This is a genomic window from Aeromonas sp. 601027, from assembly GCF_049174455.1.
In the GTDB taxonomy this organism is placed as follows: Bacteria; Pseudomonadota; Gammaproteobacteria; order Enterobacterales; family Aeromonadaceae; genus Aeromonas; species Aeromonas veronii_A.
On sequence record NZ_JAAKTN010000014.1, the window covers coordinates 62,069 to 83,383 of the forward strand.

The following is a 21,315-nucleotide window of genomic DNA, read 5'->3' on the forward strand; positions in this document are numbered from 1 at the left end:
GGAGTAAAGAGACAAATCATGATTTCTAAACAGTTCTTCCACACGCTTCAGGCCAAGGTGCGCGAAGCGGAGCTAGAGACTGATGCTGAACTGGTCACCGTGCTGGCCCCGGCCAGCGATGGCTATCGCTACATTCCCACCCTCTGGGCGGCGCTGCTGGCGATGCTCACGCCGCTGCTGGTGTTCCAGCTCGGCTTCTGGCTCGGCTGGTACGAAATCCTGCTGGTACAGTGGTCGGTCTGGCTGCTGCTGAGCCTGCTGTTCCACTGGACCCCAATAAAAATGCGGCTCATCCCGAAGAAGGTTCGCCAGCACCGGGCGGCCCTGATGGCACGCCTGCAATTTGTCGAACAGGGGCTGCACCGCACCCGCGACCGGCTCGGGGTGCTGATCTTCGTCTCTGCCGCCGAGCACTATGTAGAAATACTGGTGGATGACGGCATCGCCCAGCATATCGACAATGGCCAGTGGCAGGAGATCATCGACGACTTCGTGGCGCGAGTGCGCAACAAGGAGATCGAACAGGGTTTTCTGGAGTGCGTGGAGCGCGTCAGCGCCATTCTGACCGACGCCTTCCCGGCCACCCGGGATCAAAACGAGCTACCGGACAGTCTGATCATCCTCGACAAGCCCTGATCCGGTTTAAAAAACCGGCATTCTGCGCAAGGGTTAGGCATTCGGAAAAGATTATGAAAAATAAGGGGAAAAGAGGTTGACCCACACAGCCCTTTCCCCTAAATTACGCCCCGTTCCAGCGCAACAGCGCAGTGAACGAAAATTTGGTGAGGTGTCCGAGTGGCTGAAGGAGCACGCCTGGAAAGTGTGTATACGGCAACGTATCGAGGGTTCGAATCCCTCCCTCACCGCCAAATTTAAAAAAACCGACCTCAGGGTCGGTTTTTTGCTTTCCGGAAAACACAAACATCGGTGCCGACAACGGCAACAACGACAAAAACAGGTGAGCACTCTCGCCAGACCATCGCCTGTATGAGCAACACCTCCCCGGCACTTCCCATGGAGCAGCTGGTTGGGCATGGGCTTGCTCATCGCCGTTGTGTCATTAGCCGGCATGCCCCCCTTTTCTAACGCTCAGCGACGGGTACCCAGCAAACCACCCTCAGGGCGATGGTGAGGCATGCCACGTCGGCGTCATCTATCTCCTCAGCATGACAGCTTTATGGCAGCCTGAGCGCTCACCACAAGGCTCTGAGCACAGTTTTCCTGTTATCCTCGGCGCACCAGCACCTTACCGCCTCGCGAGAGGCTGGCACAAAAAAAGGCCGCTCAATGAGCGGCCTTCTTCATAACGGGATCAGCAATCAGCTTTCGCGGCGCTTGCCACCGAATTTGCGATCTTTGTTGAAACCACCTTCGCGGCGATCCTTGTTGAACGGACGGTCACCCTGCGGACGGCGATCCTTGTTGAAAGGACGGTCGCCACGGAACGGACGATCACCGCGCGGCGGACGGCTGCTGGTGTTGCCACCGGCCGGCACCTCGGTGTAGCGAGTGATCTGCAGCGGACGCTGGCAAACACGGGCTTTCTTGATCACTTCCAGCACATCGGCGCTAATGCCCTTGGGCAGGTCAACGGTGGAGAAGTCGTCAGCGATGTCGATGTTGCCGATGAAGCGGCTCTCGATATTCGCTTCGTTGGCGATGGCGCCCACGATCTGGCCCGGCTTGACGCCGTGATGGGCACCCACGTCGACACGGTAGCGCTCCATCTCCACGTCCGGGTTGTCTTTCAGCGGACGCGGCTCCAGGGACGGCATGCGACGGGCCGGACGATCGCCACGGTCACCGAAGTCACGACCGCCGCGATCGTTGAAGTCACGACGCTCGAAGCCACCACGATCGTTGCTGTTGTTGAACAGCGGATCCGGGATGGAGTCATCCAGCAGCAGCGGTTGGTCGCCCTGTACCAGCTTGGCCAGTGCGGCAGCCAGCTCCAGCGGATCGGCAGAATCTTCTTCGATCAGCTCGTTTACCAGGTTGTGGTAGATCTCGAGCTCTTCGCCCATCATGGTTTCGCGGATGCGCTCCTTGAACTTGGCCAGACGGTGCTGGTTGATGTCCTCGGTGCTCGGCATCTTCATCGGCTCGATGGCCTGACGGGTTGCGTGCTCGATGGCGCGCAGCATGCGGCGCTCGCGCGGAGCCACGAACAGGATGGCCTCGCCCTTGCGACCGGCACGACCGGTACGGCCGATACGGTGAACGTAGGATTCGGTGTCGTACGGAATGTCGTAGTTCACTACGTGGGTGATACGCTCAACGTCCAGACCACGGGCAACCACGTCGGTGGCGATCAGGATGTCCAGCTGGCCCTGACGCAGCTTGTCAACGGTACGCTCACGCAGCTTCTGCGGGATGTCACCGTGCAGCGCTTCACAGGCGTGGCCACGTGCGGCCAGCTTGCCAGCCAGCTCTTCGGCAGCGTTCTTGGTACGTACGAATACCAGCAGGGCTTCGTAGGATTCCACTTCCAGCAGGCGGGTCATGGCGTCCAGCTTGTGCAGACCGGTTACCTGCCAGTAACGCTGGCGAATAGTGGTAGCGGTAGCAGTCTTGGAGGCGATCTTGATCTCTTTGGGCTGCTTCAGGTGCTTCTGGGCCACGCGACGGATCTGCTCCGGCATGGTGGCAGAGAACAGAGCAACCTGACGAGAGCTCGGGCACTGCTCCATGATCCAGTCCACGTCGTCGATGAAGCCCATACGCAGCATTTCATCAGCTTCGTCCAGTACCAGAGCTTTCAGGCCGGAGAGATCCAAGTTCTTGCGACGGATCAGATCCATCACGCGGCCCGGAGTACCGACGACAACCTGGGCACCACGACGCAGGGCGCGGGTCTGGGTTTCGTAGGAGGCACCACCGTAGATCGGCAGCACGTGGAAATCAGGCATGTGGTGGGCATAGCGTTGGCACGCTTCAGCCACCTGCAGCGCCAGTTCGCGGGTAGGCGCCAGCACCAGGATCTGGGTGTTGCGGTTACCAGCTTCCAGACGAGACAACAGAGGCAAGGCAAAAGCAGCGGTCTTCCCTGTACCGGTTTGCGCCTGCCCCAGCAGATCGTGTCCCGCCATCAGGTGGGGAATTGCTGCGGCCTGGATCGGTGACGGGCGCTCATAGCCCACGTCCTGCAGCGCTTTCAATACAGGCGCGGCCAGTCCAAGCTCACTAAAAAGGGGCAGTTGTTCGGTATCAGACATAGATTCTTCCAGATTAAGGCAGGCGGCTAACACCGCGGAATAGCAAAAAGGCGGCGATTATAGCGCCACTTTGTTCTGCTGTCTTGAAAAATGTGATAAGCCTCTCAAGACGTTGGCAATTATAGAGGGATCTGGCGAGTATGGCTTGCTTATTTTGCACTCATAGTGCGTTATTGCAGATCACTCCTCGCTGGAGTCCTTGCCCCGCTTGTGTTTGAGCACCGCCATGGTCAGTCGGCTGGTGCACAATAAACGCTCACGTTCGTCCCGAATTTCAATCTGCCACACCTGGGTTGTTGCTCCCAGATGGAGCGGCGTGCAACGCCCGGTCACCACCCCTTCCCGCTTGGCTCGCAGATGGTTGGCATTCACCTCCAGCCCCACACAGTAGCTATCTGGCCCGACAGCCATATTGGCGGCAATCGATCCCAAGGTTTCCGCCAGCACCACGGATGCGCCGCCATGCAGCATGCCCAGGGGCTGGTGAGTGCGATGATCCACCGGCATGGTCGCTTCAAGCCAATCGGTGCCAAAAGCCGTGTAGACGATATCGAGATGGGCCATCAGGGTGTTGCGAGAGGTGGCGTTGAGCCCCTCCAGACTCATGGGTTTACGCCAGATGGGCGCAATATCGTGACTCATTGCGAGCAGACTCCTTATGTAAGCGATGAATGCGTACCGATATGGGTGAAACGCCCTCCACCGGCAACATGGTTCGGTTATGTGAGTTGTTGGTTACCGGGTGACGTGGTAACAACGCAGCCCCGACCCGGCGCTGCGTGTTACACAATCATGCCCTTAAGCGGGATGTCACCAGGGGTAGGTAACGCCGGGCCACTCGGCCCAAGGCACATCTCGCCCCGGCAAGCGGGGGGCTGGCCACTGCCACACCCTGGCGAGCCAGTCGCGCAGCTGAATCTCCAGCTCCTCATCCGTGATGGGCGCCTCTGCCACCTTCCAGAAGAAGAGCTCCACCGCTACCTCCGGCAGCACCGAGGGGTAGAGATAAACCCCACCCCAAAATTGCGGCTCCCGATCCGGACTCCAGAGGCCATAGGCGAACGAGCGCTTGGCCAGAAACTCCGACTGCTGCCACTCCAGATCCCCTTCGTGCTGGCTCAGGCTGAAATTGGCCGAGGGCCAGAGATCGTTCGGGCGAAACAGCTGATGGAGCTGCTCGCGCTCGCGCAACATGGCGACAAACTCCACCACCGCCTGAGCGGGAGTGGCGGGTAACAGCAAGAAACGTGGGTGCCGATAGGCCTTCGGCACCCGAAACCGCTTGGGAAACGTCAGCATCAGAGCAGCTCCAGCAGGGCTTGCAATGGATGTTTGAGCTTTTCCCCCTCCATCCGCTTGACCTGACTACGGCACGAATAGCCGGTCGCCAGACAGCGCGCTTTGGGTAGACGGGCTAGCGGGTCAGCCCAGCTCAACCCATAAATGCCCTTGGAGTTCTCCACCTGTTTGACATCGTGACCATAGGTGCCCGCCATACCGCAACACCCCACAGAGACCGGCTGCAAACTGGCCCCGAAGCGACCAAACAGGGTGCTCCAGTCACCGTGAGTGGAGGGCTTGGCGGTCTTCTCGGTGCAGTGGGCAAAGAGATACCAGGGCTCGCTCCCCTCCTTGCTCTTGGTCTTGTCGGTTCGAGCAGGCAACTGATCTGCCGGCAGCGAGAGCAGCCACTCCTGCGGCAACAACACCTGAAAATCGCCGCGAGCCGACCCCAGCGCCTTGGCATACTCGTCGCGATAGCAAAGCACCATGGCCGGATCCACCCCCACCATGGGAATGCCAAGCGCCGCTACCTTATTGAGGAACTGGGCGCTGTTGGCTGCAGTGCGGGCAAAGGCACGCAGGAACCCCTTGATATGCTGGGGTTTACCGTTGGGTTTAAAGGGCAGCAAGTAGGGCTGGAAGCCGAGCTTGCTGGCGAGTTTCACCAGGTCGCGCACCACGGGGGCGTCGTAATAACTGGTGAAGGGATCCTGCACGATGAGCACCACCTGCTTGCGCTGCTCGACGCTCATCCGCTCCAGTCCCGGCAGATCAAAATAGCGGGCACGGTTATCGTGCAGGCTCTCGGCCAAGGTCGGGACCGAGAGCAGCGGCACATCCACCATGCCGATGCTCTTCTCGGTCGCCTTCTGGGCCCACTCTTTTTCGAGGAAAAAGTTGACCAGCTTCGGCGCCTTGGCAAGCAACGGCGCATAGCTCTCCACCGTGCCGACGAAGTAATCCTTGGGGGCGCGCAGGTAGCGGCCATGATAAAGCTGCATAAAGCGGGCGCGAAAATCGGGCACATCCACCTTGATCGGGCACTGGCTGGTGCACGCCTTGCAGGCCAGACAGCCAGCCATCGCCTCCATCACCTCGTGGGAGAAGTCATACTCGCCGCGCTGTTTGGCCCAGCTGTTGCGCACCTTGTCCACCAGCTGTTTAAAGCGCACACCACCGGATTGCAGCGCCACCTCTTCCGCCAACGGGTCGAAGCCCTGCTCTGCCAGCTGACGCAACCATTCACGCATCAGGCCCGCCCGCCCCTTGGGGGAGTGGCGACGATCACGGCTGATCTTGACCGAGGGGCACATGGGGGAGTCGGTCTCGAAGGTGAAGCAGAGACCGTTGCCGTTGCAATCCATGGCGCGGGTGTAGCTGGTGCGCACCGCGAGCGGGATCTGGCGATCATACTTGCCGCGTTTGGGGCCATCCACCGACACCAGCTCGGCGCCGCTACCATAGGGGATACAGATCTTGCCCGGGTTGATGCGGTTGCCCGGGTCGAATACCCCCTTGACCCGCTGCAGCTCTTCCCACAGTTCGCCAAAGAAGGCGGGGCTGTATTCGGAGCGAAAGCCCTTGCCGTGCTCGCCCCACATCAAGCCGCCATATTTGGCAGTGAGCGCTACCACCTGATCGGAGATGCGGCGCAGCAGCACCTCCTGCTCGGGATCGCACAAATCGAGCGCCGGGCGCACGTGCAGCACACCGGCATCAACGTGGCCAAACATGCCGTAGTCGAGGCCGTGGGCATCCAGCAGAGCGCGAAACTCCATGATGAAATCGGCCAGTGACTCTGGCGGCACGGCGGTATCTTCGGTGAAGGCCACCGGCTTCTTGCGTCCTTCGGCGTTGCCCAGCAGCCCCACCGACTTCTTGCGCATGGTGTAGATGGTCTCGATGCTCGGCAGGTGGTCACACACCTGATAGCCGATGATCCCCGCCTCCCCCTTGGCGAGCAGATTGTCGATACGGCGGCAGAGCTCCGCCACCTTGGCCTTGTGTTCTGCCTCATCGGTGTCGGCAAACTCGACGATGTTGAGTCCCTGCAGATCCTTGCCGGGCACATCCTGAATAAGTTCTTTCACCGAATGCCAGATGATGTCGGCGCGGGCCAGCCCGAGCACCCGGGAGTCCACCGTCTCCACCGAGAGAGCCTGCGCCTGCACCATAAAGGGGGCATTGCGCAGGGCGGAGGGGAAGCTGTCGTACTTGACGTTGACCAGGGTGCGGTAGCGCGGGATGGGGGTGATATTGAGTTTGGCTTCGGTGATAAAGCCCAAGGATCCTTCCGAGCCGCACAGTACCCGGCTCACATCCAGCGTGTCGGTATCGGGTTGATAGAGGTGCTTGAGATCGTAGCCGGTCAGAAAGCGGTTGAGCTTGGGGAAGGTCGCCTCGATGTCGGCTCGGCGCTCCTTGCCGATACGATAGAGGGTGCGATAGATCTCCCCTTCCCGATTCTCCAGCGCCAGCTTGTCGGCCAGTCGCTCGCCGGTCAGCGGTTCGGTCGCCATCAGGTCGCCATTCTCCAGCACGGCTTTGAGCCCCAGTACGTGATCCGAGGTTTTGCCGTATACCAGCGAGCCCTGCCCCGAGGCATCGGTGTTGATCATGCCACCCAGAGTGGCGCGGTTGGAGGTGGAGAGATCCGGCGAGAAGAAGTAGCCGTGGGGCTTCAAATAGGCATTGAGCTGGTCTTTCACCACCCCGGCCTGGGCGCGTACCCACCCCTCTTCCAGATTAATTTCCATGATCTGGTTCATATGACGGGAGAGATCGACGATAATGCCGCCGCCCAATGACTGACCGTTGGTGCCGGTACCGCCACCGCGAGGGAAAAAACTCAGAGTGTGGTACGCCGGCTCAGCCGCCAGCTTGAGCATCACTGCTATGTCATCCGCACTGCGCGGATAGAGAACCGCTTGAGGTACTACCTGATAGACACTGTTGTCCGTCGCCATCGCCAACCGGCTTGCATAAGACTTTTCGATATCACCACGAAAGGCGCTGCGCCCTAGCAACTCTAGGAACGACAGGGTTGTGGGTGACAAACTGTCCTGGTAATCGAGTCTCGGGATCATGAATCCTTGTTCCCTTATTTTGCTTGATGCCGGCACCCCGGCGACTACGACTGGCCCCTCGCCTATCAATGGCAATCAGGCCAGTCCGCTCACATGTGAGCGGGCAGTATATCAGCTAGAAAACCCCTTGCGCGTAGCAATATTAACCATTTGAAAGGAGGACTTTTATGGCTCACCACAGCCATGTTATCAGTACGCTGGTCACCACAGAGAAGCAGGCACTCACCCTGTCGCTGTTTGGCTGCATCACTTTCGCCATCTTCGGCATCGGCTATGGCCTGTTCGTCGGCTCCAATGCCATCATGCTCGATGGTATTTTCACCCTGTTCAGCATGGGCATGACGGGCCTTGGCCTCATCACAGCCTATCTTGTTACCCGCCCCTCCGATGACCGCTTCCAGTATGGCTACGCTCATTTCGAGCCCATCGCCAACGTCATCAACGGCTCCATTATTCTGCTGCTCTGTCTGGCGGCACTCTACAACGGCGTCACCACCCTGCTTGCTGGCGGACGGGAGATCGATCTCGGCCACGCCCTTATCTATGCCGTTGTCTCCACCTTCTTCTGCGCCATCCTCTACCGGATTGAAGCCCTGGTCGCCGAGCAGGTTGACTCCGAACTGGTGATGGTCGACTCGAAGGAGTGGCTGGTGGATACCCTGCTCAGCGCCACTCTGCTGATTGGCTTTGTGGTTGCCATCGGCCTCGATGCCATCGGCTACGGCCAATACAACCGCTACATAGACCCGGTGCTGGTCTCGCTGCTGGCCCTCTGTGCCACCCTCATTCCCATCAAGGTGCTCGGTCGCAACCTGCGGGAAGTGCTGAAAATTGCCCCCAGAGGGGATGTCTCCCAACTGGTCGAGAGCGAAGTCGAGGCGCTGCGCCAGCGCCATGGCGTCGAGTGCTACAGCCATCTGGCCTAGAGCGGTCGCCGCTTCGATCTGGAATTGAACATTCTGGTGGCGCCGGGTCAGGAGTGGCCCGTCGAACGTCAGGATGCCCTGCGTCAGGAGCTCTGGTCTCGCCTTGGCGATACCCTTGGCGATGCCTGGCTGTCGGTCTGTTTCACCCGCGAAAAGCGCTGGTTGTAACGACCGCACGAGGGAGCGCGGCACGGCCGCCTCCCCCTGTCGCATCACAACCCCCGATTACGCCCACTGACGCGGCTCTTGCCAAATCGGCGCCAGCCGCTATCATCAGGGCTCATTTTTCACCCGAGGTTTTATTGCCCATCATGGACAATCCCCGAAGTTGCCCTTCGTCTCTCTCTGTCAAAGCCTATCTTTTTCTGCTTAATCAGCGCCTCTGAATAACACCTTTGCCTTGCTGTTACTGCGGCCATCTTGCGCCGTGATCACTGTTTGCTCTGTCTGTTTTTATTGAGGTCGTCACAATGGAATTGCTGCTGGATCCCCATATCTGGATCGGTCTGTTTACCCTGATCATTCTGGAAATCGTGCTGGGGATCGACAACCTGGTCTTTATCGCCATCCTGGTGAAAAAACTGCCCCCCGCCCAGCGGGACAAGGCGCGCATTATCGGCCTGTCGCTGGCCCTGCTGATGCGACTTGGGCTCTTGAGCGTCATGTCATGGCTGGTCACCCTGACCACCCCGATTTTGCACCTGTGGGATCACCCCTTCTCCGGTCGGGACCTGATCCTGATGGGGGGCGGCCTGTTCCTGCTGTTCAAGGCCACCTCCGAGCTGCATGAGCGGCTGGAAGCCAAACCCCAAGATGATGGCCCGGTCGGCGCCTACGCCAGCTTCGGAGTGGTGATCGCCCAAATTCTGGTGCTCGATGCGGTCTTCTCGCTCGACTCCATCATCACCGCCGTCGGCATGGTGGAACACCTTGGCGTGATGATGGCCGCCGTGACCATCGCCATGGTGGTGATGGTGCTCGCCTCCAAACCGCTAACCCGTTTCGTCAACGCCCACCCCACCGTGGTGGTGCTCTGTCTGAGCTTCCTGCTGATGATCGGCTTCAGCCTGGTAGCGGAAGGGTTCGGTTTTCATATTCCGAAAGGCTACCTCTACGCAGCCATCGGCTTCTCGGTGCTGATCGAGTTTTTCAACCAGCTGGCCCAGCGCAGTGCCATGCGTCACGAATCCAAACAGCCCCTGCGCGAGCGCACCACTGCCGCCATCTTCAAATTGATGGGAAGCAAGGCGTATCAGGACCGACCCGATGACGATCTGGATGCCCCGACCGCCGCGCCGGTGAGCTTTGGCGAGGAGGAGCGCTACATGGTGACCGGGGTGCTGTCGCTGGCCGAGCGCTCCATCCGCACCATCATGACGCCGCGCTCCGAGATGGCCTGGATTGATATCAACGACTCCAGCGAGGATATCCGCGCCCTGCTGCAGCGCGAACCCCACAGCCTGTTCCCGGTCTGTGACGGGGATCTGGACGAGGTGATCGGCGTGGTCAAGGCGCGCGACCTGCTGTTTGCCTTGAACGAAGGGCAATCCTTAAGCGCGCTGGCCAAGCAGAACGACCCCATTATCGTGCCGCAGACCATCAACGTGATTAAGCTGCTGGCGGAGCTGCGCAAAGCCAAGGGGAGCCTTATTCTGGTCTCCGACGAGTTTGGCGTGATCCAGGGGCTGGTCACCACCCACGATCTGCTGGAGGCCATCGTCGGCGAGCTGCCGGACGAGGACGAAACCCCGGATATCGTGCGCGATGGCGAAGGGTGGCTGATCAACGGCAGCACCAACATCCATCATGTGGAGCAGGTGCTGGAGCACGAGGGGCTGGTGAGCGAGAGCGACGAGTACGTGACCTTGGCGGGCATGCTGCTCTCCCACTTCGGCACCCTGCCCACCCCGGGTCAGCAGTTGCAACTGCAGCAGCTCAACTTCGAGGTGATCGAGGTGAGCGAGCGGCGCATCGAGCGGGTGAAAGTGATGCCCGCCACGGCTTGAGCCTGCCACCAGCAGAAAACAGAAGAGGGCCAGACGGCCCTCTTTTTTATGCTTCAACTTTATGCCTCAACGCCTCCTTTCCCGGCGGTTTGTGCTGATTGCTGCATCAAGCACAATTCTCTTGTGCAATTACCCCTCTTTTTCACAACAAGATGGCGGCATAAAGTGGCCTCACTTCCACCATGAGGAACTCAAGATGAGCCACGATCACCTGTTCTGCCCCCTGCGCCTTGGCCAGCTGCACCTTGCCAACCGCATCGTGATGCCCCCCATGACCCGCTCCCGTGCCAGTCAGCCCGGTGATGTGGCCAACGCCATGATGGCGAGCTACTACGCCCAGCGCGCCGAGGCGGGCCTGATCATCAGCGAAGGCACCCAAATCGACCCCATGGGCAAGGGCTATGCCTGGACGCCGGGGATCTACAGCGCAGAGCAGATCGCTGGCTGGAAGCTTGTGACCGATGCCGTGCATGCCAAGGGGGGCTCCATCTTCGCCCAGCTCTGGCACGTGGGCCGGGTCACCCATCCGGACAACATCGGCGGCGCCCAGCCCATCTCCGCTTCAGCCCTGCCCGCAGTGGGCGTCAAGGTGTTCGTCGATAACGGCAGCGATGCGCCGGGCTTTGTCGAGACAGTCACCCCGCGCGCCATGACCCAGGCCGATATCGATGCGGTAGTGGGACAGTTCCGTCAGGCGGCCCGCAACGCCATCAGCGCCGGTTTTGACGGCATCGAGCTACACGCCGCCAACGGATATCTGATCAACCAGTTCCTCGACTCCGAATCCAACGCCCGCACCGACAGTTACGGCGGATCGCTGGAAAACCGGCTGCGCTTTCTCAAAGAGGTGGCAGAGGCGGTCAGTAGTGAAATCGGGGTCGAACGTGTCGGGGTGCGTCTTGCGCCGCTCACCACCCTCAACGGCACAGTCGATGCCAATCCGCAGGAGACCTATCTGGCGGCCGCCCGCCTGCTGGGCCAGCTCAACGTGGTCTACCTGCACATTGCCGAGGCGGACTGGGACGATGCCCCCCTGATGCCGGAGAATTTCAAGCTGGGTCTGCGGGATGCCTTCCCCAACACCCTGATCTACGCCGGTAAATATGATGGTGATCGCGCACGCGCCGCCCTCGAAGCGGGCTGGGCCGACATGATTGGTTTTGGTCGCCCCTTCGTTGCCAACCCGGATCTGCCGAACCGGCTGCGCCACGGCTATCCGCTGGCCCCCCACGATCCGGCCACCCTGTTTGGCGGCGGCGAGAAGGGGTTGACCGACTACCCCGTCTATCAGGCCGATGACGCAGCTACCAGCCGCTGATTGCCGATGGCCAACCGGCCACGTGAAGCAGGCCCCACAGGTTGGGGCCTGCTGTATTGTTGCGCATTAGCAACAGTGATATGACTGACCGAATCACTGTTGCAATGATCTCGTTGTTCTCTCCCCTCGCTTTCACAAGGAGTCATCATGAATCACACCCAAGCCTGGTGCTGGCATGCCCCCGGTGAACCGACCCAGCTTACCCTCGCCGATCTGCCCCTGGCACCGCTCGCCCCTGACGAGGTACTGGTAGCCAACCGGGTTATCGCTTTCAACCCGGTGGACTGGAAGCTGATCGAATATGGCCACTCCAACTGGCTGGACGGTCAGGTGCCCGGCGTCGATGGCATGGGCACTATCGTGGCCCTCGGCGCCAACGTCAGCCATCTGCGTCTCGGCACCCGGGTCGCCTATCACACCGACCTGCGTCACCACGGCAGCTTTGCCCGCCACACCAAAGTGCCCGCCCGCGCCCTGCTGCCGGTGCCCGATGCCCTGAGTGACGAGGCGGCCGCCGCCCTGCCCTGTCCCGGTCTCACCGCCTGGCAGGCACTGGCCAAGCTGCCGCGCCTGCACGGAGAAGCACTGCTCATCACCGGCGCCGGCAGCAGCGTCGGCCGTTTTGCGGTGCAGCTCGCCCTCAAGCAGGGGGCGCGGGTCTTTGCCAGCGCCAGCTCACGCCACCATCAGTGGCTCAAACAGATCGGCGTGCAGGGGGTGGCCGATTATCGGGAACCAGACTGGCTGGCCACCTTGCAGGCCGCCAACGGCAACGAGCCGTTCGAGGGGATCATCGATCTGGTCTCCAGCCAACAGGCCGAGAGCCTGCTGCCCGCCCTTGGTTACTACGGTCATATGGTGACTGTGCTGGGGCGCATCCCGCACAATCCGCTGCCCGCCTTTGCCCATTGCCACTCATTGCACGAGATTGCGCTCGGTGCCCAGCACGCCTTTGGCACCGACAAGCAGTGGAGCCGACTGGTGGCCGCCGGTGTCGCCATGATGGAGCAGATGACGAGCGGCAAGCTGACCCTGCCGCCGCTGGTGGTGGGCAATTTCGAGGCACTGCCCACCCTGCTCGAGCGCTTCAAGCGTGAAGGACAGGGTGAGAAGTTTCTGGTGCGAGTGGCATAACGCTGACCTTCCCTAATAACCACACCGACCATTGAAACGAAAGAGGCCCGCCAGTGATGGCGGGCCTCTCTTTATATCTAGTGCATCTCATCTCGACTTCATTGGCGCCTGACTCAGTGCAGGATCACCCCGTGAGTCTCGGCATAACTGCGGATCTCCCGGGTCAGCCGCGCCTTGTCGGCCAGAGAGAGCCAGCTCGCCTCAACGGCATTTAGCGACAAGCGGCAGAGCTGACTCATGGTCGCGCCAAGGCCATCGGTCAGCGCCACAAAGTTGGCATTCATATAGCCGCCAAAGTAGGCAGGGTCGTCCGAGTTGATGGTGACGCAGAGCCCCTGCTCCAGCAGCCGCAACACATTGTGCTGGGCCATATTGCCGAACACCTTGAGCCTGGTGTTGGAGAGGGGGCAGACGGTAAGCGGCAGCCGGGTATCCGCCAGATAGCGCAGCAACTCGGGATCGTCTGCCGAGCGCACCCCGTGATCGATGCGGCATACCTGCAGCTCGTTGATCGCCTGCCAGATGTAGTCGGCAGGGCCCTCTTCACCTGCGTGGGCCACCACCGGCAGCCCCAGCTCGCGGCATTTGGCAAAGACCCGGGCAAACTTGGTCGGCGGATTGCCCTTCTCCCCGGAGTCGAGGCCGATGCCATGAATGCGCGACAGGAAGGGCATAGCCTCTTCCAACGTCGCAAAGGCATCCTCTTCGCTCAGGTGGCGCAAGAAGCTCATGATAAGGCGCCAGCTGATGCCAAACTCCTTCTCCCCGCTCTGCAGCGCCCGCTCGATACCGCCCAGCACAGTCGCAAAGGGGATACCGCGAGAGGTGTGGGTCTGCGGGTCAAAGAAGATCTCCACATGCACCACCTTGTCGGCGGCGCAACGCTCAAGATAGGCCCAGGTGAGGTCGAAGAAGTCTTGCTCGGTCACCAGCACGCTGGCGCCGCGATAGTAGAGGTCGAGAAAAGATTGCAGGCAGTCAAAGTCATAGGCGGCGCGCACGCTGGCGACATTGGGCCAGGGCAGTGGCACACCGTTGCGGCGGCCCAGCTCAAACATCAACTCGGGTTCGAGGCTGCCCTCGATATGCAGGTGCAGCTCCAGTTTCGGCAGTCCGGCGATAAATTGCGCGGCGGTGAGGTGTTCGGTTGTGACTGGCTTGGGAATCGGGGTGTCCATGGCAACGGCTCCATCAGCAAAGTGATCCGGCGTCAGCCCCTCCACCAGACTGACCCGACGACAGCTTTATTGTGCACCGAAGTGGCAAGACAGGGGAGACTTGTCATCAAACAGACTTATAATGGCGTCACAAAAATCATAAATGATTGAACATCTTAACGATTGGCGGCTCGCCTGCGCCCTGACAAGGAGTTTTCATGAAGAAGAACGTCATCTGCGATATCGACGGTGTCATCCTGCACAACAACGATCTCATCCCCGGTGCCGACCGTTTCGTCCATCGCCTGCTGGAGCAGGGCAGCAAGCTTCTGTTCCTTACCAACTACCCGGCCCAGACCCAGAAAGATCTGCAAAACCGCTTCCGCTCCGCCGGGATCGAAGTGCCGGAGGAGTGCTTCTACACCTCCGCCATGGGCACCGCCGACTTTCTCAAGCGACAGGATGGCAAGAAGGCCTATGTGATCGGTGAAGGGGCGCTGACCCACGAGCTCTACAAGGCCGGTTTCACCATCACCGATATCGACCCGGACTTCGTGGTGGTGGGCGAGACCCGCAACTACAACTGGACCATGATGCAACAGGGCGCCAAGTTCGTCGATCAGGGGGCCCGCTTTATCGCCACCAACCCCGATACCCACGGCCCCATGATGCACCCGGCCTGCGGCGCCCTGTGCGCCCCCATCGAGCGGATGACCGGCAAGAAGCCGTTCTATGTCGGCAAGCCGAGCGCCTGGATCATCCGTGCGGCGCTCAACCGGATGGAGGCCCACTCCGACGACACCATCATCATCGGCGACAACCTGCGCACCGACATTCTGGCGGGCTTTCAGGCCGGTCTCGAAACGGTGCTGGTGCTCTCCGGGGTGAGCAAGGTCGCCGATATCGACCGTATGCCGTTCAGGCCGAACCATATTTTCGACTCCGTGGTCGATATCGATATCGTCTAATCACCACCCAAGCGTTAAACAGGGCAGGTCTCTCCTGCCCTTGCAGGATCTGTTATGGAACCCATTCTGATCGCCGTGGCTTTTGGTTGCGGCATGGTAGTCAATCTGATTGGCCTGCCCCCCCTGCTCGGCTTTCTGGCCGCCGGTTTTATCCTCAACGGCATGGGATATGAAAATACTCCCGCCCTGAGCGAGGTGGCCGATCTCGGCGTCACCCTGCTGCTGTTCACCATCGGTCTCAAGCTCAATATCAAAACCCTGATGCGGCGCGATGTGTGGGGCACCACCAGCCTGCACCTGCTGCTCTCCACCCTGCTCTTTACCGTAGTGCTGCTGGTCTGCAAGGGGCTGGGGCTTGAACTTGCCCTCTCGCTGGACTGGAAACTGGCGCTGCTGCTGGGCTTTGCCCTCTCCTTCTCCAGCACCGTCTTCGCAGTCAAGGTGCTGGAAGATCGCAGCGACATGAATGCCCTCTACGCCCGTATCGCCATCGGGGTACTGGTCATGCAAGACGTGTTCGCCGTGGCGTTTCTGGCCTTCTCCAGTGGCAAGTGGCCCAGCATCTGGGCGCTCTGGGTGCTGGGACTGCCGCTGCTGCGCCCGCTGCTGTTCAAGCTCTTGGAGCGGGCCGGGCACGGCGAATTGCAGGTGCTGTTCGGGGTGTTTCTGGCGCTGGTGGTCGGGGCAGCCGGTTTTGAAGTGGTCGGCCTCAAGCCGGATCTGGGGGCCCTCATCATCGGCATGCTGCTCGCCTCTCATCCGGCTGCGGCGGGATTGGCCAAGGCGCTCTTCAACCTCAAAGACCTCTTTCTGGTCTGCTTTTTTCTCACCATCGGCCTCAACGGCCTGCCGACCCACGACACCATGCTGCTGGCACTGGCGCTGGTGCTGGCCCTGCCGCTCAAAAGCGTTCTCTACTATCTGGTCTACAGCGGCGCCCACCTGAGGGTGCGTACTGCCCTCCTCTCGACCCTGGCGCTCACCAACTTCTCGGAGTTTGGCCTGATCGTCGCCGCCATCGCCGCCAAGGCAGGCTGGCTCTCCCACGAGTGGCTGGTGGCGGTCTCGCTGGCGCTGGCGGCGAGCTTTATGATCTCCGCCCCGCTCAATGCCCAGAGCGAGCGCATTTATCACCGCATCGGCCACTGGCTGCGAGGATTGCAAGCGAGCAACCTCCATCCGGAAGACAGGCCCATAGAGCTTGGTGATGCCGAGGTGATCATCCTCGGTATGGGGCGGATCGGTCAGGGGGCCTACTTCGAGCTGGAGAACAAGTACGGCAACGTCATCCTCGGGGTGGAGAACGACAGCGAGAAGCTACCCACCCTGCGCGCCCAGGGGATGAACGTCATCGAGGGGGATGCCACCGATACCGACTTCTGGGACAAGGTGCTGCTCTCCAATCAGGTCAATCTGGTGCTGCTGGCGATGCCCCACCACTCGGGTAACCTCTACGCCATCGAGAAGCTGCGCAGCCATGGATTCAACGGCAAGATCGCCGCCATCGTCCGCTTCGAGGATGATATCGCCTCCCTGCAGGAGCAGGGGGTGGATGCGGTGTTCAACGTCTACAACGAGGCGGGCAGCGGCTTTGCCCGCCATGTGATCCGCCGCTTGCAGCCGCTCTGAGTCGTCGACCAGCGGCCCTTGGCAAGGGCTCTTGGCAAGGGAATGCACATCGTTTAAGTTATGCACAACCTCGTTTAATAAAACGAACAAACGTGGGGCCGGGATGGCCCCGCGTTCCTATCTGCCGCAGCCAAGGAGGCACCATGAAGACCCTCAACGACTGGATTTTGCCGGGCCGCCACGAGGCGGCCCCTACCCCGCTGATGCCAGCCCCCGAGCGCATTAAAGCGGGCCACCCGGCGCAAACGGTGTGGAACCACTACTCCGACCCAAGCCAGCAGTTTCACGTGGGCTTCTGGGCTTGCGAGCCGGGCCGCTGGGTCATCCACTACACCGAGCACGAGTATTGCCAGCTGCTGGAGGGGGATGTGGTGATCCACGACAGTGAGGGCGGCCAGCTTGCTCTCAAACCCGGGGATCAATTCGTGATTCCGGCAGGCTTTGTCGGTGAGTGGGAGACCCTCACCCCTTGTCGCAAGGTTTATGTGATCTTCGAGCCCGCCTCGACTTGACGTTCACGTCACCCAGCCCCGTTGCAGCAGCCCTTATCCTGTTGATCCGCTTGACGCTTACGGCATGATTTTCTGCGGTTTTCCCGCTTGCAAAAGGTTTTTCCGCTAGGCATTGTGTTTGACGAGGAATGTAAACGGAATTTCGAGCCCAAACGTGGGGGGCTCATATAAAAATCAAGAGGATTACCGCCAATGTGTTCAATTTTCGGCATTCTGGATATCAAGTTCGATGCAGTAGCCCTGCGCAAATCGGCGCTGGAGATGTCCAAGCGACTTCGTCACCGCGGGCCTGACTGGTCCGGCGTCTACAGCTCAGACAAAGCCATTCTGGTGCATGAGCGTCTGGCCATCGTCGACCCGGGCAATGGCGCCCAGCCGCTCTACAACCCCGAGCGCACCCATGTGCTGGCGGTCAACGGCGAGATCTACAACCACAAAGAGCTGGAGAAAAGCCTCAAGGTCGATTTCCAGTTCCAGACCAAATCTGACTGTGAAGTGCTGCTCGCTCTCTACAAGGAGAAGGGCCCGGCGTTTCTCGACGATCTCAACGGCATCTTTGCCTTCATTCTTTATGACGCCGAACAGGATGCCTACCTGATTGGTCGCGACCACATGGGGATCATCCCCCTCTATACCGGTCGCGACGAGCACGGCAACTTCTATGTCGCCTCCGAAATGAAGGCGCTGGTGCCGGTCTGCAAGAGCGTCGAAACCTTCCCGCCGGGACACTACCTGTGGAGCAAGGATGGCGAGCTTAAAACTTGGTACCAGCGTGACTGGATGGAGTACAACGCGGTCGAGCACAACGTCAGCGACAAGGCCGAGCTGAAAGCCGCGCTGGAAGCGGCGGTCAAACGCCAGCTGATGTGCGACGTGCCCTATGGCGTGCTGCTATCCGGCGGACTGGACTCCTCCGTTATCTCCGCCATCACCAAGCTCTATGCGGCGCGCCGCATCGAGGACGATGGCAAGAGCGAAGCCTGGTGGCCGCAACTGCACTCCTTCGCCGTGGGGCTGGAAGGGTCGCCTGACTTGGCCGCTGCCCGCAAGGTGGCCGATCATCTGGGCACCATCCACCACCAGATCCACTTCACCGTGCAGGAGGGTCTGGATGCCCTGCGCGACGTCATCTATCACCTCGAGACCTATGACGTCACCACCATCCGCGCCTCCACGCCCATGTACCTGATGGCCCGTTACATCAAGGCGATGGGGATCAAGATGGTGCTCTCCGGCGAAGGCTCTGACGAGCTGTTCGGTGGCTACCTTTACTTCCACAAGGCGCCCAACGCCCGCGAGTTCCACGAAGAGAACGTGCGCAAGCTCGCCTCTTTACATCTCTATGACTGCCTGCGCGCCAACAAGTCGATGGCAGCCTGGGGTGTCGAGGGTCGCGTGCCCTTCCTCGACAAGGAGTTCATGGACGTGGCGATGCGCCTGCAACCTGCCGACAAGATGTGTGGCAAGGGCAAGATCGAGAAACACATCCTGCGCGAAGCATTCGAAGACCTGCTGCCCCACGAAGTGGCCTGGCGTCAGAAGGAGCAGTTCTCCGACGGCGTAGGCTATTCGTGGATCGACAGCCTGAAAGCCATGGTGGAACAGGAAGTGACGGATCAGATGTTCGAGGCGGCGGCATTCCGCTTCCCCATCAACACCCCGCTCACCAAGGAGGCCTACTTCTACCGCGCCATCTTCGACGAGCACTTCCCGCTGGAAGCCGCCGCCCGTACCGTGCCCTACGGCAAGTCGGTCGCCTGCTCCACCCCCACCGCGCTGGAGTGGGATGCCAAGTTCAAGGAGATGGCCGACCCGTCAGGCCGCGCCGTGATGGACGTGCACCAGCAGGGCTACTAAGCCAGAGCGGGGCGACCCCATCGGCTAACGCCAGATAGCAAAAAGCCCTTCACCATGGTGAAGGGCTTTTTATTTTTAAATGTTCCAGATGCAATCAATATTGATAAATGAATATGCCACTTAGCTCATCTTGAAATAAATCCACAATAATTGTTGCTCAGATAAAATGGGGCACCATTTTATGACTCACAAGTCAAAATCTGGCCTGAAATATATTTCACACAGCTTGCCAGATTATATCCACCACAAATGTGTATTAAAAAAACGTGGCAAAATGACAAAGTACAATGCGTAATGGCGATCATATTTCGCTAATATTACAGCGTCCATCGCAATGAGAAGGTGGTGACCGCGACATGGTCTCCCCCAGGTACCCAATCAACCTTGGGTGCATAACCGACTTCCAATGCAACTGACTTGTAACCCAGTATCACTATCGGCAAAGCGGCAAAACCATCAATACCCGAACCGTTGAGATAACCAGCCTGCGCCCCTACCCCAGCAAAAACATGTTCGGTGAGATACCACTCTTTCCGATAAGAGAAACCCGCATAACCAGCTGTATTTTCTAGAGAATCCCGATAAAGCCCGCCGCGCAGCGCAAGTTTTCCCGTGTCGTTGTCACCCAAGAACACCCACGCCAATCCCAATCCCGGGTTAAAACCATTAAAGTCACAGGTTTTGCTTTTTTTTCCTGATCCCTGCGAACAATCACTGTGTATTGATGCCCCGTGAATAATAAGTGAAAGATCATGTTCAGCTGCCATGGAAAAAGTCGGCAACCCCAAGAGTCCAATGGATAACAAGCAACCGTGAATGTTCATGTTAACCTTCCTGGTTTTATTTACCTCTCACTAACACACTAAATCAAAAATAGGCAGACATCAAACGAGTAACATCAGAGCGGTTGAACCGATAGATGTAAACGGGTCGCTAATACCATCGAGAGTGGCCAGCCAGGGTAATGTAAGGCACATGGTATTATTCACCCTCATACGGCGTTCCGGCGATACAAGCTCATCACGCATATTCGGCGCTGAAAGCTTCATTTTTTCCATGACCGCCAGCGCACTCATTTTCAGATGACGGTAAAAACTGGCATTGAGCTGGGTCAGATGGAGCAAGGAGTGGCGCACCCGTTTGAATGTCTCGGCACATACAGGGCTCTGCGAGTGCCAGAAGGAGGCCAGCGAACCTTTGGTGGTCAGACCGTCAATATCATAGAGTGCCCGCCCCATGCAGAAGGTGGGTACATCATGGAGCAAAGCAGAGAGACCGACCGTGCTGTTGATGGTGATCACCCCTTTGAGCAAGGGATACAGGGTTGGCAGCGGCAGTTCATAACCGTAAAAGACCCTCCCCTCCAGGCCAAGCACCGCAATGAGTCTGTTTATCTGGGCACGATAACTGACATAGCCCCGATCCATGGGGTGGTGCTTGAACAGCAACACATCTTCGGGTTTGGCATGCTCCGCAAAGGAGTTGATCACCTGCGCAACCATCTCCTCCACCCCGCTCAGGTCAGAGTGCTCCCGGATCTGAAAATCCTCGGTCACTTGCAGTGGCACAAAGAAGATCCGCCCGGCGTGCTGCGGCAACGCCTTGAGCAGGGCGCGATCCTGGCGCAAGTTGCCGTATTTCACCATGGCGCCACAGACCCACCCCATCGCCTCCTGCACCAGACTCCAGGGACGGTGATTCACAAAGTGGGGATAACGCCAACGGAACAGCGACTTGTTGATGTGGTAGCGACTGGCATACCAGGCGCGCACCGCAAAGGTCTTGCCCACCTTGAGCGAGCTGTCATAAGGCACAGGCCAATCCAATTGGGCAAGTTGATCGCGCCGCTCATACCAGGGGCTGAAGGCATTGACCCCCCCCTGCTCCAGCGTGACGAAATCGGGTCTGAGATAGCCCTCCTCCATCGCCCAGAATGGCACTCGCTTCAACTTGCAGATACGGCCAGCCTCCAGATGGTAATAACGGCAGTCCCCGTAACAGATCACCGTATCGATACCCTGCTGCTTGAGCACCCGGCGGAAAAAGGCGTTCCAGCTTTCCGGTTTCCCGCGAAAACGCAGATTTTTTCCGGCACAGGGCCAGCACTCATCCCCGCCATTGAAATGGATCTTCACCACCTGATGTCCCGCCTCGGTCAACTGGCGACTCAGGGTCTGAAAGAAAGGGCCAAGCGGGCCTTGCAGTAACAAAATCTTCATTGAC

15 protein-coding genes, 1 tRNA gene and 1 pseudogene are annotated in these 21,315 nt (G+C 59.5%); 10 read left to right on the forward strand and 7 right to left on the reverse strand.

Annotated features, from left to right (window positions below; genetic code table 11):
- The first annotated feature begins 18 nt into the window (after window positions 1-18).
- Both G5193_RS17000 and G5193_RS17005 read left to right on the forward strand, forming a co-directional pair.
- A complete protein-coding gene (locus tag G5193_RS17000; protein ID WP_005337196.1) occupies window positions 19-636 on the forward strand; it encodes a TPM domain-containing protein in 618 nt (205 codons plus the stop codon).
- A gap of 145 nt (window positions 637-781) precedes the next feature.
- Window positions 782-869: transfer RNA gene (locus G5193_RS17005), tRNA-Ser, on the forward strand.
- Window positions 870-1,319: 450 nt separating this feature from the next.
- Here the strand turns inward: G5193_RS17005 and G5193_RS17010 are convergent.
- The 4 genes from G5193_RS17010 to G5193_RS17025 all read right to left on the reverse strand — a co-directional run bounded on the left by G5193_RS17010 (window position 1,320) and on the right by G5193_RS17025 (window position 7,585).
- Window positions 1,320-3,215 (reverse strand): DEAD/DEAH box helicase, encoded by a 1,896-nt coding sequence (locus tag G5193_RS17010; protein ID WP_199258754.1) that lies wholly within the window; start codon window positions 3,213-3,215, stop codon window positions 1,320-1,322.
- A 180-nt stretch (window positions 3,216-3,395) separates the two neighbouring features.
- A complete protein-coding gene (locus G5193_RS17015) occupies window positions 3,396-3,857 on the reverse strand; it encodes a hotdog fold thioesterase (RefSeq protein ID WP_064336666.1) in 462 nt (153 codons plus the stop codon).
- 168 nt (window positions 3,858-4,025) lie between these two features.
- Window positions 4,026-4,514, reverse strand: a complete 489-nt coding sequence (locus tag G5193_RS17020; protein ID WP_216978998.1) for a hypothetical protein — start codon at window positions 4,512-4,514, stop codon at window positions 4,026-4,028.
- The gene (locus tag G5193_RS17025) at window positions 4,514-7,585 is read right to left on the reverse strand and encodes an FAD-binding and (Fe-S)-binding domain-containing protein (RefSeq protein ID WP_421206562.1); all 3,072 of its coding nucleotides are present in this window, start codon (window positions 7,583-7,585) and stop codon (window positions 4,514-4,516) included. Before G5193_RS17025 ends, G5193_RS17020 begins: the two co-directional genes overlap by 1 nt.
- A gap of 167 nt (window positions 7,586-7,752) precedes the next feature.
- Here G5193_RS17025 and G5193_RS17030 point away from each other — a divergent pair.
- From G5193_RS17030 to G5193_RS17045, 4 genes and pseudogenes are all read left to right on the forward strand, one after another.
- A pseudogene (locus G5193_RS17030) lies at window positions 7,753-8,679 on the forward strand (cation diffusion facilitator family transporter).
- Window positions 8,680-8,981: 302 nt separating this feature from the next.
- A complete protein-coding gene (locus G5193_RS17035; RefSeq protein WP_421206564.1) occupies window positions 8,982-10,517 on the forward strand; it encodes a TerC family protein in 1,536 nt (511 codons plus the stop codon).
- 196 nt (window positions 10,518-10,713) lie between these two features.
- Window positions 10,714-11,835 (forward strand): alkene reductase, encoded by a 1,122-nt coding sequence (locus tag G5193_RS17040; protein ID WP_421206566.1) that lies wholly within the window; start codon window positions 10,714-10,716, stop codon window positions 11,833-11,835.
- A gap of 147 nt (window positions 11,836-11,982) precedes the next feature.
- Window positions 11,983-12,969 (forward strand): zinc-binding dehydrogenase, encoded by a 987-nt coding sequence (locus tag G5193_RS17045; protein WP_421206568.1) that lies wholly within the window; start codon window positions 11,983-11,985, stop codon window positions 12,967-12,969.
- Between the two features lie 113 nt (window positions 12,970-13,082).
- On the opposite strand, the gene G5193_RS17050 is transcribed toward G5193_RS17045, so the two are convergent.
- Window positions 13,083-14,147 carry an adenosine deaminase gene (locus tag G5193_RS17050; RefSeq protein WP_421206570.1) on the reverse strand — a complete coding sequence of 355 codons (1,065 nt, stop codon included), beginning with the start codon at window positions 14,145-14,147 and terminating at the stop codon, window positions 13,083-13,085.
- 197 nt (window positions 14,148-14,344) lie between these two features.
- Between G5193_RS17050 and G5193_RS17055 the strand changes: the two genes are divergently transcribed.
- From G5193_RS17055 to asnB, 4 genes are all read left to right on the forward strand, one after another.
- Complete coding sequence (locus G5193_RS17055) at window positions 14,345-15,094, forward strand: HAD-IIA family hydrolase (RefSeq protein ID WP_005337281.1); 750 nt, start codon at window positions 14,345-14,347, stop codon at window positions 15,092-15,094.
- Window positions 15,095-15,148: 54 nt separating this feature from the next.
- On the forward strand, window positions 15,149-16,723 hold the full coding sequence (locus G5193_RS17060; RefSeq protein WP_005344770.1) for a cation:proton antiporter family protein: 1,575 nt from the start codon (window positions 15,149-15,151) through the stop codon (window positions 16,721-16,723).
- A gap of 143 nt (window positions 16,724-16,866) precedes the next feature.
- Window positions 16,867-17,235 carry a cupin domain-containing protein gene (locus tag G5193_RS17065; RefSeq protein WP_421206572.1) on the forward strand — a complete coding sequence of 123 codons (369 nt, stop codon included), beginning with the start codon at window positions 16,867-16,869 and terminating at the stop codon, window positions 17,233-17,235.
- Window positions 17,236-17,427: 192 nt separating this feature from the next.
- The gene (gene asnB / locus G5193_RS17070; RefSeq protein ID WP_421206574.1) at window positions 17,428-19,092 is read left to right on the forward strand and encodes an asparagine synthase B; all 1,665 of its coding nucleotides are present in this window, start codon (window positions 17,428-17,430) and stop codon (window positions 19,090-19,092) included.
- Between the two features lie 317 nt (window positions 19,093-19,409).
- Here the strand turns inward: asnB and G5193_RS17075 are convergent, their stop codons facing one another.
- The gene (locus G5193_RS17075) at window positions 19,410-19,916 is read right to left on the reverse strand and encodes a hypothetical protein (protein WP_421206576.1); all 507 of its coding nucleotides are present in this window, start codon (window positions 19,914-19,916) and stop codon (window positions 19,410-19,412) included.
- Between the two features lie 60 nt (window positions 19,917-19,976).
- Entirely contained in the window at window positions 19,977-21,311 is a 1,335-nt protein-coding gene (locus G5193_RS17080; protein ID WP_216953368.1) for a capsule biosynthesis protein, read from the reverse strand.
- Window positions 21,312-21,315: the final 4 nt, after the last annotated feature.